The organism is Halobacillus sp. K22 (genome assembly GCF_052246795.1).
GTDB lineage: Bacteria > Bacillota > Bacilli > Bacillales > Halobacillaceae > Halobacillus.
The window spans coordinates 1-16,293 of record NZ_JBQQCN010000009.1; the positions used below are offsets into that span (position 1 = coordinate 1).

Consider the following 16,293-nt stretch of genomic DNA (forward strand, 5'->3'; position numbering starts at 1 on the left):
AAACCGAAAACTATCCAAATCGATTAGTGATGCGAGCTGGTCGATGTTCACGTCTATGCTCGAATACAAAGCAGAATGGTACGGAAAACAATTGATACCCGTATCGAAAATTTTTGCGAGTTCGCAACTGTGTTCCTGTTGTGGATACCAAAACGGTGAGGTGAAGAATCTCGCTGTTCGAACGTGGGATTGCCCGAATTGTGGCAGCCACCACAACCGCGATCTAAATGCGAGCTTCAATATATTGAAGGAGATTCAAAGGATCCTTCCCACCGTCGGTGCAACGGGGCTAGCCTAATCATTTGAACGAACCGTTAGGTTCGTGCTCTTAGGAATCCCCCAACTTCAAGGAGCGTCAGCGAGTAAGTGGGGTAGTTCAAGAAATCTCAAACTCGCTTGAAGCAAGAAATATTGTTAAACTTATTAATGGTATTTTTTGCTGCAAGCATGATCGATGTTTTTTGCCAGAGCTTTTATCCCCAATTCCGACCTTCACTCGTGAGCGGTTTTAAGGGAATACGATTACATCCATTTTAGATTTTAATATGTCCATCTTAGGAGGAAACTGTACGTGATTATTGCTATTATCTTTTTGTTATTTGTCTCACTCTTCTTTTCGGGGAGCGAAACAGCTTTAACAGCTGCTAATAAAATGAAATTACAATCAAGAGCAAATAATAATGACAAGAAAGCAGAAAATCTGCTCCAGCTAATCTCAAGACCGAGTGAGTTCATTACCACTATTTTAATCGGGAATAACATTGCGAACATTTTATTGCCCACTCTTGTTACAACCCTTGCGATTCAATATGGGTTCAGTGTAGGGTTAGCTTCAGCTATTCTGACGGTGACGATTATCATCTTTTCCGAAGTCATTCCGAAATCTATAGCAGCTGCATTTCCTGATCGTATTTCTTTACTGGTGTCACCTGTGATTCGTTTTTTTGTATTTGTATTTAAACCAATTACCATTGTACTTAATAAACTGACAGGTGTGATCACTAAGGCACTTGATAAAGGTCAATCTAATGAAGTTTCCATCTCTAAGGAAGAGTTGAGAACTATGGTTGATATTGCAGACTCTGAAGGAACCTTTAACGAAGAAGAATCTCTTCGTATCAAAGGTGTATTGGATTTTTATAACCTGAATGTAAAAGACGTCCTGAAGACCCCGAGAGTAGACATGATTGCTCTTCCCGCAGATGCTTCTTTTGAAGAAGTCAGAGATATCGTAATTCAGAACCCTTACACACGATATCCTGTGTATAGAAAAGACATGGATGACATCATAGCTGTTTTCCACTCGAAGTATTTGACCTCCTGGTCCATGGATCCTGAAAAACCATTGGAGACTTTTACTTACAAGGAACCATTAATCATTTACGAGTTCCAGAAAATTGAGTGGGTATTTAAAAAGATGACGAGAGAACAAAAGCACATGGCTATTGTGCTCGATGAATATGGCGGAACCGAAGGAATTTTAACACACGAAGATGTTATTGAAGCTATGATTGGGCTGGAAATTGAAGATGAGATGGACACCCAAACGGATACGATTATTGAGAAAGTTTCAGAAAATGAGGTTATCTGTGATGGAAAAATAACTCTGCGCCGATTGAATTCTATCTTCGATACTGAGATACCTGAGGAAGAAGATGTACTAGCAGGATACTTATTAGAGGAGTTTAACGTGTTTCCAGAAGAAGGAGCTGTATTGGAGAGAAACGGCATTTCATTTAAAATACTTGAGATTCAAGGCAGGAAGATCAAAAAAGTTCAGGTAGTTAAATAACTTTGTGAACCAGGGAGTTCAGAAGATACTGCACAATGATAAACTTGCCCGCTTACAATGGTGGTCTCTAAGATTTAGAGGAGCGATCTTATAAGGTCGCTCCTTTTTGTTTGCTTAACCCAGCTTTCTTTAGGCCATTCTTGGATTCATTGGCATAAGATGAATCTTTTTATGCAAACTAAGGGAATCAAGAATTCTTTGGAGGTGTCTGCGTATGAATATAGCAATTATGGGAGCCGGTTTAGCAGGACTTTCGTGTGCATTAACCCTTGAAAAATATGGATATCAAGCGGATATTTTTGAACGACGGGAAGAGGTAGGGGATCGATTTGTCATAGCGGAAGCCATGTTTTCCATGTTTCACACTCCTTATGATGATGCGATTAAGTTTCTTTCGGAAACACATGATATTCACTTAAAGCCTTCAAGCAACCTGCAAAAAGTCCATTTTTATTCAAAGAATGAGTCTTCCTTTATCGATGGACATCTTGGTTTCACCAACATGAGAGGGAAGCACCCGGATTCTTATGAAAAGCAAATGGAAAGTCAGCTGAAAGGAAAAATTAAATATAACCAGAATGTTACTTATGAGGAACTCTCAAAGGAATACACGCATATCGTTTTAGCCACAGGTGATCCACTGGATACTAAAAAAATCCAGGCCTATGACGTTGCTTTTAAAGCAAGTTTTAAAGGAGCAGTCGTCAGGGGTGATTTTAATCAGACAGAGGCCTATGTGTTTTTTAATCACGATTATGCTCCTAAAGGAATGGGTTATTTACTGCCCCATTCTGATTGTGAAGCTTCGCTTGTACTGGTTTACCCGCAATATCCTGAGAATGAGCATCTGGATAAGGAAAAGTTATGGAAGATGTGTCTGGCAGATTGTTGTAAACGATTGGATCAAGAATTTGCAATTATCAATGAGTATTCCATAAAGGATTATCGCATTGGAAAGTCAGAAACCGATCGAATTGGAAATACATTTTTTATCGGAAATTGCTGGGGATCAATTACGCCTGTATTTGGCTTTGGGCAATTTGAATCGATCCTAACGGGGATTTATGCCGCACATGATATCGCAGGTGTAGGGAATTACACTAAGCTCGTTAAGCCGCTTTCTCAGAGTTACCACGACTCCCTCACTTTGCGTAGAACTATGGAGAAATTTGATAATAATAAACTGGATCTGATTACGAAGTCGATCAACATTCAGTTAATCGAAAGTATGATTACGAATAAAAACTTAAATTTAATGAAGATCTTGAGCCGCATCATTCATCCATTTAGTCGAAAAGCATAGCACACCGCTGAACCATGCCCCTCGTCTTAGTAACTAAAAGTATCGGACGACTCCAGTTCTCCTGGAACAAAGGAGCCGATGCTTTGGCATTTGTGTGAGCGGATTGAATAAATGATCATTCCCCTGAGACAAAGTTGAATGTGATAAGCTATGAATAACAGAGGAGGGGAATAAGAATGAGTGAACGAACAGCTGCAACCGTGCAATCTGTAGACCGGGCTTTAACTATTCTTCAGCTTTTACAGGAGAATTCCGAGGGGCTTGGAGTTACAGAAATTGCTCACCGTTTAGATGTGGCGAAAAGCACGGTTCATAGACTACTGGCTTCATTAAAGCAAAAAGGGTATGTAAGACAAGATGACATGCTTGAGAAGTATCGTCTAGGATTAAAATTGCTTGAACTTGGCGAGACAGTCTCGGAAAACCTGGATATACGAACAACGGCAAATCCTTTTTTAGTGAAGCTTGCCCAGGAGACAGGTGAGACCATTCATTTAGGAATTAGAGAGGAGGCAGAAGTCATCTACGTCGATAAAGTAGAGCGATATGCACCGATTCGTATGTACTCTTCCATTGGAAAGCGGGCCCCGCTATATTGCACAGGGATCGGAAAAGCACTGCTCGCATTTGTCTCTAGTGAAGTACAAGATCATTTAATGAGTATCCTTAAATTAAAGGAGTACACACCCCATACAATTACGGATAAAGACGAGCTAAAGAGTCACTTGGAGTACATACGTAAACAGGGTTATTCGATAGATAATGAAGAACATGAAAGGGGAATGCGTTGTACGGCAGCACCGATTTGGAATCATCGCGGTGAAGCGATAGCGGCCATTAGTGTGGCAGGTTCCACTTCAAGGATGACAGAAGAAAAGGTTGAAGCTTGTACGGACAGTCTCTTGCGTACATCCCTTGAGATTTCCCGTATGCTTGGGTATTGAAGGAGAGACATACAGTTGACAAAAACAGCTGGAATACTTTAGGTTTTTAGTAGTTGAACTTTTTTTATAATTAAAAAGTGGAACAACGTTCCGTAATAAGGAACATTGTGGAGGGGAGATTTTGATGACAGTACTGGAAATGATCGAAAAAGAAAAGCTGGTAGCCATTCTGCGGCTTCAAGATACGCAAACTCTCGAGTCTATAGTGAAAAGCTTATATGACGGTGGGATTCGTATTCTTGAAATAACGATGAACACACCACATGCACTCGAAACCATTCAACAAGTGAAAGAGCAGTATCCTGATATGATCGTTGGAGCAGGGACTGTACTTGATGGCAGCTCGGCCCGCGACGCCATTCATTCAGGTGCTGACTTCATGCTTGCACCCACTTTAAAGGAAGAAACCATTCAAACTGGAAACCGTTACGGCGTACCAGTTATACCAGGAGTTTTTACACCAACTGAGGTATTAACCGCTTACGAGTACGGAGCATCCCTGGTAAAGGTTTTCCCGGCAACTCAGGTGAATACTGGTTATATTAAGGATCTTAAAGGCCCTATGCCATTTATTAACGGAATGGCTGTCGGAGGAATTTCTACATCGAATTTGGAAGATTACCTAAAAAGCGGGTGGCACTCCGTAGGCCTTGGAAGTTCGCTGGTTCATCCAAAATGGGTGGAGCAGAAGGAATTTCATAAAATTGAAGCAGCGGCGAGAGAGCTGGTCTCCATTCGAGATCAAGTCTTTGAAGATTGAGGAGGGGACTTTATGGCTAAGATAATCATCGATTGTGGAACGACTAACTCTCGTCTGCGACTGGCAGCCGGGGAAAACGATAAGATGACAGATGTTCTGAAAATAGAAGCCGGTATTCGAAATACAGCGATGGATGGAAATACGGATCGTTTAAAATCCTATTTACAAGAGGGGATTCGGAAGCTAATCGAACGAAATGAATTAGAACTATCTGATGTCGATTATATGGCGGCTTCAGGCATGATTACATCGAATATCGGTCTCTTCGAAGTTCCGCATGTAAAGGGTCCTGCTGGAGTGAAGGACTTAGCTGCTCATGTGAAAGTGGTAAGGCTTGAAGAATTTTTTCATATTCCCTGTCTGTTTATCCCTGGTATGAAGAGCACCAGCCTGGAAGGAATGGCAGAAAGTAGTTTCATAGATAAATATGATGTGATGCGCGGAGAAGAGGTGGAATCCATCGGGCTTTGGAACCAGCAGAGGCCAGAAGGGGAAGGACTAATGGTTCTGCCCGGATCTCATACGAAATTTGTTTTTGTTGAAGCGGACGGTACCCTAAAGAGAAGCTATACTACGCTTACCGGTGAACTTTTGAAAGCGGTTCAATCGGAAACGATTTTATCCGGTTCACTTCAGGAGGAGCTGATCGAATCCTTCGCTCCTGACTCTTTTAATAAAGGGTTTGAAGCCTGTGAGAAAGTGGGGGTGACACGTGCCTTGTTCCACGTGAGGCTCCTGGATCTCCAGGGAGAATTGGATGCTAATGGACGAGCCAACTATTTGGCTGGCGTTCTTTTTCATGAAGATTGGAAAGCTATAAAACTCGAACTCTCTAAATTGAAAAGACTTTCCTGGGTAATGGTTGGAGGTTCCAGTCCACTTAAAGAGCTGTTTCTCTATTTACTACAGAAGCTTGAGCAGGACTGGAAAATCCATGAACTGGATGAGAAAAGCAGTGATATGGCCGCGTTTCATGGAGCGTTGGAAATTATAAAAGCTTATGAGGAGGAACAGAAATGAAAATTAGAAGCTATGAACTATTTCAAGTACCGCCAAGGTGGTTGTTCTTAAAGATTGAAACGGATGAAGGGATTGCCGGATGGGGAGAACCGGTGATTGAAGGAAGAGCCCACACAGTAAAGGCAGCCGTTGAAGAATTGATGGAGAATTTAATTGGAAAAGATCCTTTCCGAATTGAGGACCACTGGAATATGCTTTACCGCTCAGGCTTTTATCGGGGCGGACCGATTCTGATGAGTGCTCTTTCCGGAATCGATCAGGCATTATGGGATATTAAAGGGAAGTATTACAATGCCCCCATCTATCAATTGCTCGGAGGAGCCTGCCGTGACTCTATTAAAATTTACTCCTGGATTGGCGGCGACCGTCCTTCTGATGTAGGACAGGCTGCCAAAGAAGCGGTAAATACAGGATTTCAGGCGATTAAGATGAACGGAACAGAGGAAGTACAGTATCTGGATTCCTATGAAAAAATCGATGAAACAGTGGAGCGGGTAGCATCCGTACGGGAAGCGGTTGGCAAAGGAGTAGGAATAGGAATCGATTTTCACGGACGAGTGCATAAGCCAATGGCTAAAGTACTGGCTAAAGAGTTGGAACCCTACCGCCCTATGTTCCTGGAAGAACCTGTTCTTGCCGAAAATAATGAAGGGCTCAGGGAAATTGCGCAGCATACTCATATTCCGATCGCTACTGGTGAACGGATGTTTTCCCGCTGGGACTTTAAGAATCTCTTATCAGATGGATATGTTGATGTAATCCAGCCGGATATCTCTCATGCCGGAGGAATCACAGAAACCAAGAAAATTGCTTCGATGGCCGAGGCGTATGATGTAGCGTTGGCTCCGCACTGTCCACTTGGTCCGATCGCTCTTGCTTCCTGTCTGCACGTGGACGCGACTGCTCATAATGCGACCATCCAGGAGCAGAGTCTTGGTATTCATTACAATAAAGATAATGACCTGCTGGATTATATTAAAGACCGCAGCGTTTTTGATTATGAAAATGGGTTTGTGAAAATTCCTCAAGGTCCAGGACTTGGTATAGAGATTGATGAAGAATACGTACGTGAGCGAGCCAAGGAAGGGCATGATTGGCACAACCCGATCTGGCGCCACGATGACAACAGCATTGCTGAATGGTAAGGCGAAGAGGAAAGCTCAATTAAATTAGAGCTTTCCTCTTTTTATGAAAATTTTTTTATTCCTGCTGGTAATGGGTGAAAATCCTTATTATGGGAGTGAAAGCAGGAGATCAAGGGAGATTTTATGAAAATTAGTTTCACAAACAGGGTTGAATTGAAAAAAATTTTATGTATAATCATTAGTGAAAGAAAAAAATTTCGTTAGTAAATTCAACTTAATTAATATAATTTTTTCTGCGAATTGAAAGCGTTTACCGGTTAAACATATGAATCTAGGATATGTCGTGGAGGAAAATGATATGAAAAGAGAACTTATCGTAGCCATCGATATTGGTACGACCAGTACAAAAACATTAGCTTACGATCAGGAAGGTCGTATTTATGCGGAAGTGGAAAAAGAATATCCGCTCTATTCTCCTGAAGCCGATCGTAAAGAACAGGACCCTGATGAAATCTATGAGGCTGTTATTTATACGCTGACAGAAGTGTCACGTACGGTTAAGCAGAAAAACAGAGAGATTGCAGCAGTCAGCTTCAGCTCAGCGATGCACAGTCTTCTGGCTTTAGACGCAGACGGCCAACTGTTGACCAACGCTCTTACCTGGGCAGACCAACGTTCAGTTAAAGAAGCGGAAGAGCTGAAAGCAGGCAGAGGGCATGAGATTTACTTGCGGACTGGAACTCCGGTTCACCCGATGTCTCCACTTACAAAATTGATTTGGATGCAACGGCATGAACCTGAACTCTTCGCAAAGACAGCTAAGTGGATTTCCCTCAAGGAATACGTTTTCTACAAGTTATTTAACCGTTTTGTTATCGATCATTCCATTGCTTCCGCTACAGGCCTCTTTAACTTAAAGGAGTTGACCTGGGACAAAGAAGCTCTGGAAACAGCCGGAGTATCGGCGGAGCAGCTGTCTGAACCTGTTCCTACGACAGAAATCATTCGCGGACTTTCTAGTGAACATGCTGAGGCACTAGGCCTCGACTCTGGAACACCTTTTGTAATAGGAGCAAGTGATGGAGTGCTCGCAAATATTGGGGTGGGTGCTATTACTCCAGGATCAATCGCATGTACAGTCGGAACGAGCGGAGCGATTCGAACAGTGGTATCCGAACCGGCCGTTGATCCTAAGGGCAGAACTTTCTGCTATGCGCTCACGGAAGACCAGTGGGTAATTGGTGGACCGATTAATAACGGGGGAATTTCATTCCGCTGGGTACGCGACCAATTGTTTCCGGATTTACAGGAAAAAGCAGCCGCAAATGGTGAGAGTGCTTACGATGAATTAACAAGACGCGCTTCCAGTGTGAGTGCCGGTTCAGGCGGATTGTTGTTCTTACCTTATTTAACTGGAGAACGTGCTCCGTTCTGGGACGCAGACACGAAAGGTGTTTTCTTCGGATTGACGCTTGATCATGGAAGAGACCATATGATTCGCAGTGTTCTTGAAGGTGTCATGTTCCAAATGTATTCTGTAGCCCTTGCACTGACAGAAGCAGGTGTGGAACCGGTAGAATACCGCGCAGGCGGCGGGTTTGCACGTTCTGAACTGTGGCGCCAGATCATGACGGATATGTTCGAAACGGACATGATTATTCCGGAGAGTCATCAGGGCTCATGCTTAGGAGCCGCCTGGCTTGCTATGAAGTCTCTGAACTGGATTGATGATCTCTCAAGTATCCAGAACATACTCCAGACGACAGTGAAGCACACGCCGATTGAAGAGAATGTTCACACGTATCGCCTAATGAAACCGATTTATTTAAGATTAGCTCGAAAGCTGCCTGATGAATTCAGTGCTATTTCAGACGTGCAGCGTGAGCTTATGGAACACCATAAATAAACATTAATAAAGAGAGGAGAAGATTTAAATGGAATCGACAGCGGGGTTAGTGATTGTAGCCGTATTAGCGGTTGTAGCCTTATTATTTCTAGTTATGAAAACCAAGCTTCAAGCCTTTGTAGCGTTGCTTACCGTCAGTATTTTAGTTGGTTTGGCCGTGGGAATGAATCCTGGGGATATTATTACAACCATTGAAGATGGAATGGGAGGTACCCTTGGTTACGTAGCCGTGATTATCGGTCTTGGTGCGATGTTCGGTGAAATCCTGCGAGTTTCAGGAGGAGCAGAACGTCTTGCTCTTACACTAATTGATAAATTTGGAGAAAAGAACATTAGCTGGGCTCTGGGTCTGACGGGTTTTATTGTTTCTATCCCGGTTTTCCTTGATGTCGCGCTCGTGATCTTAGTTCCAATGCTTTACAGCTTGACACAGCGTACGAAAAAGTCATTATTATATTTTGGTATTCCATTACTTGCGGGTCTTGCGGTTACGCATAGTTTCATCCCGCCGACTCCTGGTCCGATCGCCGTAGCCTCCTTGCTTGGCGCAGACCTGGGCTGGGTCATCCTATTTGGTTTCTTGGCTGGTATTCCTGCCATGATTCTTGCTGGACCTGTTTTCGGAAAGTATATTTCTAATAAAATTCACGTTGGGGTTCCAGACTACATGCTCGAACAAGTGAAGAATGTGGATTACGACCAGAAGAACCTTCCGAGCTTCAAGAGTGTTGTAGCGATCATTACCCTCCCTCTGGTGTTGATTTTAATCAATACGTTGTCTGGTCTTGTGCTGCCCGATGATAGCACGGCACAGAGCATTCTTACATTTGTGGGTCACCCATTTGTGGCATTAACGATAGCGGCATTGCTGACGTTCTACATCTTTGGAATTAAACGCGGCTATTCTAAAGAACAAGTACAGGAAATTACGACGAAAGCCCTTGAGCCTGCAGGTATTATTATTCTAGTAACGGGTGCCGGTGGTGTGTTCGGTGAAATGCTGATTCAATCAGGAATCGGAGATATTCTTGCCAATGCCATGGAGCAGACGCAGATGCCAATTCTCGTATTCGCCTTCCTAACCGCTACTGTTGTTCGTATCGCGCAGGGTTCTGCTACCGTTTCAATGATCACAGCAGCTGGACTTGTTTCTCCACTGCTTGAGACATTTGATGTAAGTGAACCTATGCTTGGGCTACTGGTAATTGCTATAGCATCCGGTGCTACCGTCGTTTCTCACGTCAACGATTCAGGTTTCTGGCTAGTAAACCGTTATTTCGGATTGACGGAAAAAGAAACCCTTCAATCCTGGACGGTTATGGAAACCATTATCGGTCTTGTAGGATTCGGAGTTGCATTGATCCTGAGCATCTTTGTATAAACCAATGAAGAGGCTTCCGTTATAGGGAGTCTCTTTTTTTGTGTTTTGGCTCTTTTTTAATCTCCATATTGATTTATTACAGTTAAGCTCCCTTAACTGGAAGACTCAGTTTCAAGACTTTTGTGAGAATTAGGTGCTGCGGGGGACGATTTCGCTTTCCGGCCCGTTAGTTAGAGTCTTCTTGGGTGAAAGATCAACCATAACTTTTAACATAGCCTTGTATATTTAATAGACTCCGGTCATGTTAAACGAATTCTATGAACAATCCATTGAATTTTCAGAAAACTATAGATATAGTAAAAGTATTGAAGCTGTTTCACTAAAAAGGAATGGCTTTTTTATTAGCAAACCACATACTATCCAGTTAGTATGTGAATAAATTTCGGAGGTGAATGGGGAAATGGGAATGGTAGAAACTGTCCTTGGATCGTTGGATACAGAGGAATTAGGGAAAACATTGATACATGAGCATTTCTATTTTGGCTATCCAGGGTTTCAGGGTGACCTTACACTCGGAAGATTTGATTTTGAAGAAAAAAGGCGTGAGGGTATAGAAATTGCTAAAATGATCCAGCAGCAAGGTGTCAAAACAGTAGTGGACCCGACGCCCAATGAATGTGGGCGTGACGTTCGGCTGCTTCAAGCTGTATCGGAAGACACCGGGCTGAATATTATTTGTGCGACCGGCTTCTATTACGAAGGAGAAGGGGCAACGCCTTACTTTAAGTTTCGTCAGCAGCTGGGAACGGCAGAAGAAGAAATCTATGAAATGTTCATGGAAGAGATTACTCGTGGAATTGAAGGAACGGGCATCAAACCAGGAATTATTAAACTTGCCTCCAGCAAAGATGAAATTACATCTTATGAAAGCATGTTTTTTCGAGCAGCAGTAAGGGCGCAAAAAGAAACAGGGATTGTACTTTTAACCCATACGCAGGAGGGGACAATGGGACCTGAGCAGGCGGCATTCCTGATTGAAGAGGGAGCGGATCCTTCAAAGATCGTTATTGGACATATGTGCGGAGCAACTGATATGAACCAGCACTTGCAGGTACTTAGACAGGGTGTTTATATGGCGATGGACCGATGGGGATTACAGGGGATTGTGGGAGCACCGATGGACGAAGAGAGAAAGGCTGTACTCGCCGGTTTGCTTGCTTTAGGCTATGAGAAACAACTGTTCCTTTCGCACGATACGGTCAATGTATGGTGGGGGCGCCCTCCTGTTTTACCTGATCCACTGGTGGATCTGCTTCAAAATTGGCAGCCGGACCATTTGTTTAAGCGCATTCTTCCAGAACTTAAAGAGCAAAGGACCATCACAGAAGAACAGGTGAACCAAATCTTTACTTCAAACAGCAAACGTTTATTTTCTTAAATAATAGAAAGAGGGAAAGTTTACTTAGAAACATATCATCCTGCTGAGCACATCCGATGGACCTCGAGCATTGGGGGCACTCTCGTATTTCACAGGGATCTCATGCTACCTGCTAGTTTAATTTTTTGAATTCAATAGGATATGGGTGTTACATTGACATTGTACCAACCGGTTGGTTTTGGTTTGTTGTATTGGGGAATAGAGATAAGTGATACGAACGTCTTGGCTTTTTCTAGCTTAGCACTCAGAAAATAATTACCTTTGTGCTCCTTTTGTGAAATAGAAGAGTAGAGGTGTGACCGCGTTTCAATGCCGGCCAGTAGGTGTAATAATGCTGAGTGGGTGATTTTGTGAGCGAAAAGAGAAGAGAAATTATAAACACTACAGCCGAATTAATTCATACCAAAGGCTATGAGGCTACCAAACTAAGTGATATTTTGAAGGCTTCCGATATAGGAAAAGGTCAATTCTATCATTACTTCGCTTCTAAAAGAGAGTTGGGATTAGCGATTGTCGATCATTACGTTGCCATGTGGAACCACGAATTGATCCAGGGGGTTTTCCTGTCTCCTATTTCATCTAAAGAAAAAATGGATAAAATGCTGGAGTGGGCTGTGAACTACCACGAGAGCATTCCAAGGATTAGTGGTTGTCCTTTTGGAAACTTAGCTATTGAAATGAGCGAACACGACGAAGAGTTTCGCAGTAAAATTAATGGTCTGATTGATCAATGGATCCTGAATCTTGCTGAAGTGATGAAAGATTTACGCGGAGAAGCTCAAGCATTACAACAGGCCCGCGCTATTGTGGCACAGATTGAAGGTGGAATCCTGTTAATGAAGAGTTATCAGGACATTTCAATTTTGAAAGATATTATAGAGGCGATTCGATTAAATTATTTAAATGAAGGAGAATGATTGAAATGGCTAAAATGAATGAAAAAATTTCAGCAGTTTCTAAAGGAATGAAAACGGATAGTACTGCTCGTGAGCATCAGGTAGTTATTGACGAGCCAGAGAAAATGGGCGGAACTGACGAAGGTGCCAATCCTCTGGAAACCTTGCTTGCTTCACTAGCGGGTTGCGAAAATGCCGTAGCCAACTTTGTGGCTAAAGAAATGGATTTCGATCTTCAAGGCATCGACTTTGAAATCAATGGGGAACTGGATTCCAGAGGAATGATGGGAGAAGAAGGCGTACGTCCTTACTTCCAGAAAGTTACGGTAAATGCAACAGTTCACACTAGTGAATCAGAAGATCGCGTGAAAGAATTACAGGAAACAGTAGATTCTCGCTGCCCTGTTTACACTACGCTTAAAGCAGCAGATGTGGAACTTACACCGAATTGGGTTAAAGCATAATTGCAATAAAAAAAGCTGGAGCAGTAAGGTATTTTCTTACTGCCCCAGCTTTTTTAGTGTATTTAATTTTAATGCTCTGCTAAAAAAATTCTGTCCCGAGATGTAGCACTTTAACAATTAATGGTTCCACTTAAACAGCGCAGCGGTTTGGACCTACTTCCATCTCGCGTTTTTCGTCTTGGTCTGGATCTTTTTTGCCCATGTTAATTTGACGGATTTCTTCATGACTGTTTGGCTGTGGAGGAAGTCCATCTGTGACAAGGTGTCTGAACTCCTCATCGTCTTCTACGTTTAAACGGTCATTATGCTCATACAGCTCGGCAAGCTTCGCCTGAACGGTACCGTTTTGATTAATTTCTTTCATAGCACCGAAGTGAGCCGGCAGCACCGTTAAGTCCTGGGAAAGAAGCTGATAACGCTCATATAGAGTTTTGCGAAGATCCTCTACCCAGTCATCTGCTTTTCCAGCCAGATCAGGACGTCCGATAGAGTCTAAGAACAGAATATCGCCTGTGAGCAAGAATTGATTATCTACAACAAAGCTTGTACTTCCTATGGTGTGCCCAGGTGAATAAAAGGAAGAGATTTTTGCGGCATTTCCCACCGTGATCTCGGTGCCGTCCTCAAGTTTGTTATATTTAAACGTTAAGCCTTCATCATCTTTAGGTGGGAAGTAATAGTCAGCTTCGGTTTGGTCAGCTAATGTTTTTCCACCTGAGATGTGGTCGGCGTGAAGGTGAGTATCCAGTACATATTGAATGGATACGCCTTTTTCATCCGCAAAATTCTTATAAATGTCTGTCATGCGGACAGCATCCACTATGGCAGCTTCACCATCAGAAATAATCATATAGGAGAGGCAGCCTTTACCTAGACGAAGGAATTGATAAAGTTCTCCTCCTCCAGAAAGATCCCCGATTTTCATAGGCTCCAGGTGCTCACTCCATGCTGTCATTCCGCCTTCCACGTAAGTGGTGTCTGTAACTCCTGCCTCTTCCAGCATTTCCACGCCTTTTTGGGAGGAGATTCCTCTTGCACAAACCACATAGATGGTCTGGTCTTCAGGAAGTTGTTCTTTTACGGAAGATGGATCGTTTTCCAATTGTTTATAAGGAATGTTGAGATTTTGGACGCTTTCGCCTTCAATGGTCCAATCGTTAAAATCTTCTTCTTTTCTGATATCAAGAATGAATACTTCTTCGTTTGAGAGAATTTTTTGTGCCAGCTGCTTAGTTGTTAACGGTTGTAATGACATTAATTACCCCTCCAATTCAAAATCGTTAGAATAAAATATCTGACCATACTTTAATGGCTGTTCCTGCAATTAATAACGCTAAAATCCATTGCAATACTTTCGTGTTCATTTTTTGTCCTGCTTTAGCCCCAAGCTGGGAAGTGAGAATACTTGCAACGGCAATGACGGCGGCAGGCAGGAGTGGAACATCTCCAGAAAAAAGTTTACCTGTCACCGCTCCTACTGAGGAGATGAAAGTAATTGCCAGGGAAGAAGCAATCGTGACCCTCGTAGGGATTCGAAGCATGACGAGCATGATAGGGACAAGTAGGAATGCTCCTCCTGCTCCCACAATACCGGCCCCTATTCCGACCATGAAGGCGGAACCAGAGGCGAGCCATTTATTAAATGAGATATCTTCTTGCTGTTCATTGCTGGCTTTAGCAGGTACAAACATCATAACGACAGCTATCAAAGCTAATATAGCATAGATCAAGTTAATGATGTGTTCGGATAGAAACTTGGCTCCGAAACCGCCGATCAGACTGCCGATTAGAACGGCAATTCCCATATATAAAATCAGCGGCTTATAAAGATGGTTTCCCTTCCGGTACCCGAGCACTCCTCCAAAAGATGCGGCTAATACCTGTACAGCTACGACACCTGCTGCCGCATGGGCACTGAATCCACTAAACCCAAGTAAGGGCGGGATGTAGAGAAGCATCGGATAATTGACGATGGCGCCTCCTATCCCAACGAGTCCAGATAAGAAGGATCCCGCCAGACCAATTATAAATATTGTGAATAAAAAAGCCGCACTCATAGCAAACATCACCTCGCCAGCAGCATATCTTACATTGGTTAATTTACTTATCCCCTCACATAATATGGGTACCACCATAGGTATGTAGTTAAACGAAAAAATTAAATTGAATTCAGCAGGTGATGGTAGCTCCTTTTTTTTGTCACCTCAGGTCATCCATAAAATGGAGATTAATTTAAGTACTTTTCTAATGGTCTTATTTATTCTTCACCCTCTTTTAAATTATCCATCTTTTTAGAATCAAAATTTCGTACTTAATCATTCTCGCTATTTTAATGCGCAGTGCCTTATTTTAGCTATACTACCAGCCGAACACCGCCCTGATCTCTGAATATGATATAGTTGAACGCCTTCGCGCGTTTCCTATAAGATCCTAAAAGGTGGGAAGATCCCATGAAAAGAGATGCCTTTCAAACAGCCCGAGCGTTTATTGATTCATATTTTCCGGATTGCAAGATTGCTGTACTATCAGGAAGCGTCGTTCGTGGCGAGGAGACTCCTTCATCAGATCTGGATATCGTAGTTATTGATCAGGAACCCTTTCGAAAGTCGTATTATTATTGCGAATGGCCGATTGAAGCGTTTGTCCATAATGAAGATTCCCTGGAAGATGCGTTGTTTATAGAAACTCAGCATGGAGTACCTTTGACGACCCGCATGTGTGCGGAGGGGACGGTCCTCAAAGGGGGCAGTGAAGCTGAAAAGATTAAGGAACAAGCTAAAAGAAGCTTAATAGAAGGGCCTAGTGCTTTATCTCTGAGTAAACTGGATGAATTACGGTACGCGATTTCCGACAAGCTGGATGATCTGGAAGGATCCACCATTCCGGAAGAAGATGTTTATTCGGTCAGTGCTTTGATAGAAAGTCTGCATCAGTTTATTTTAAGATCCAACAAAAGGTGGGTAGGAGAGGGGAAGTGGATGTATCGTTCTCTGAAAAACTATGATGAAGCGTTGGCTGGAAGGTTAACGAAATGTCTTCAATCCTTTTATACTCGTCAGGAAAAAGGGGAATTAATCAGGTTCGTGGATGAAATTCTGGCTCCTTATGGGGGCAGGCTTTTTCATGATTATTATGCCAGGTTTTAATGCAGTAAGAGTGGCTGAAGCAGGTAAGACTTAGACAGCTCAACATACTGTGCTGTTTAAGTTTTTTTAACGGAAGAATACAAGCTTTTACTTACATAAAAATTGATAGCTAGATTTTCATAATAAGATCGGCAAACTAAAATTAATAAAAAATACTTTTAATTCGAAATAAGTTTAAATCTGTATATAAATGGGGAAAAGTTAATAAATTGGAAAAT

15 protein-coding genes are annotated in these 16,293 nt (G+C 42.6%); 13 read left to right on the plus strand and 2 right to left on the minus strand.

The window, feature by feature from the left end; all coding sequences use genetic code 11:
- The 12 genes from ACTWPM_RS08375 to ACTWPM_RS08430 all read left to right on the plus strand — a co-directional run.
- Positions 1–298, plus strand: a 298-nt coding sequence (locus tag ACTWPM_RS08375) for an RNA-guided endonuclease TnpB family protein (RefSeq protein WP_443132609.1), incomplete at its 5' end; no start/stop codon positions are given.
- A gap of 273 nt (positions 299–571) precedes the next feature.
- Positions 572–1,792: a hemolysin family protein gene (locus ACTWPM_RS08380; RefSeq protein WP_443132610.1), complete on the plus strand. Its 1,221-nt coding sequence runs from the start codon at positions 572–574 to the stop codon at positions 1,790–1,792.
- A gap of 214 nt (positions 1,793–2,006) precedes the next feature.
- Positions 2,007–3,095 carry an FAD-dependent oxidoreductase gene (locus ACTWPM_RS08385; protein WP_443132611.1) on the plus strand — a complete coding sequence of 363 codons (1,089 nt, stop codon included), beginning with the start codon at positions 2,007–2,009 and terminating at the stop codon, positions 3,093–3,095.
- 176 nt (positions 3,096–3,271) lie between these two features.
- A complete protein-coding gene (locus ACTWPM_RS08390; protein ID WP_443132612.1) occupies positions 3,272–4,039 on the plus strand; it encodes an IclR family transcriptional regulator in 768 nt (255 codons plus the stop codon).
- Positions 4,040–4,163: 124 nt separating this feature from the next.
- On the plus strand, positions 4,164–4,799 hold the full coding sequence (locus ACTWPM_RS08395; protein ID WP_443132722.1) for a bifunctional 4-hydroxy-2-oxoglutarate aldolase/2-dehydro-3-deoxy-phosphogluconate aldolase: 636 nt from the start codon (positions 4,164–4,166) through the stop codon (positions 4,797–4,799).
- Between the two features lie 12 nt (positions 4,800–4,811).
- Complete coding sequence (locus ACTWPM_RS08400; protein WP_443132613.1) at positions 4,812–5,819, plus strand: 2-dehydro-3-deoxygalactonokinase; 1,008 nt, start codon at positions 4,812–4,814, stop codon at positions 5,817–5,819.
- Positions 5,816–6,964 carry a galactonate dehydratase gene (gene dgoD / locus ACTWPM_RS08405; RefSeq protein ID WP_443132614.1) on the plus strand — a complete coding sequence of 383 codons (1,149 nt, stop codon included), beginning with the start codon at positions 5,816–5,818 and terminating at the stop codon, positions 6,962–6,964. The genes ACTWPM_RS08400 and dgoD overlap by 4 nt, the downstream gene beginning before the upstream one ends.
- A 298-nt stretch (positions 6,965–7,262) precedes the next feature.
- The gene (gene gntK / locus ACTWPM_RS08410) at positions 7,263–8,810 is read left to right on the plus strand and encodes a gluconokinase (RefSeq protein ID WP_443132615.1); all 1,548 of its coding nucleotides are present in this window, start codon (positions 7,263–7,265) and stop codon (positions 8,808–8,810) included.
- Between the two features lie 28 nt (positions 8,811–8,838).
- Entirely contained in the window at positions 8,839–10,191 is a 1,353-nt protein-coding gene (locus ACTWPM_RS08415) for a GntP family permease (protein ID WP_443132616.1), read from the plus strand.
- 400 nt (positions 10,192–10,591) lie between these two features.
- Positions 10,592–11,569: a phosphotriesterase family protein gene (locus tag ACTWPM_RS08420; RefSeq protein WP_443132617.1), complete on the plus strand. Its 978-nt coding sequence runs from the start codon at positions 10,592–10,594 to the stop codon at positions 11,567–11,569.
- Positions 11,570–11,919: 350 nt separating this feature from the next.
- On the plus strand, positions 11,920–12,486 hold the full coding sequence (locus ACTWPM_RS08425; RefSeq protein ID WP_443132618.1) for a TetR/AcrR family transcriptional regulator: 567 nt from the start codon (positions 11,920–11,922) through the stop codon (positions 12,484–12,486).
- Positions 12,487–12,491: 5 nt separating this feature from the next.
- Positions 12,492–12,929, plus strand: coding sequence for an OsmC family protein (locus ACTWPM_RS08430; RefSeq protein WP_443132619.1), 438 nt, complete (start codon positions 12,492–12,494; stop codon positions 12,927–12,929).
- A gap of 130 nt (positions 12,930–13,059) precedes the next feature.
- Here the strand turns inward: ACTWPM_RS08430 and ACTWPM_RS08435 are convergent, their stop codons facing one another.
- Entirely contained in the window at positions 13,060–14,184 is a 1,125-nt protein-coding gene (locus tag ACTWPM_RS08435) for an MBL fold metallo-hydrolase (protein WP_443132620.1), read from the minus strand.
- A 25-nt stretch (positions 14,185–14,209) separates the two neighbouring features.
- Complete coding sequence (locus ACTWPM_RS08440; protein ID WP_443132621.1) at positions 14,210–14,986, minus strand: sulfite exporter TauE/SafE family protein; 777 nt, start codon at positions 14,984–14,986, stop codon at positions 14,210–14,212.
- A gap of 393 nt (positions 14,987–15,379) precedes the next feature.
- On the opposite strand from ACTWPM_RS08440, the gene ACTWPM_RS08445 reads away from it, so the two are divergent.
- Positions 15,380–16,075: a nucleotidyltransferase domain-containing protein gene (locus ACTWPM_RS08445; protein WP_443132622.1), complete on the plus strand. Its 696-nt coding sequence runs from the start codon at positions 15,380–15,382 to the stop codon at positions 16,073–16,075.
- Positions 16,076–16,293: the final 218 nt, after the last annotated feature.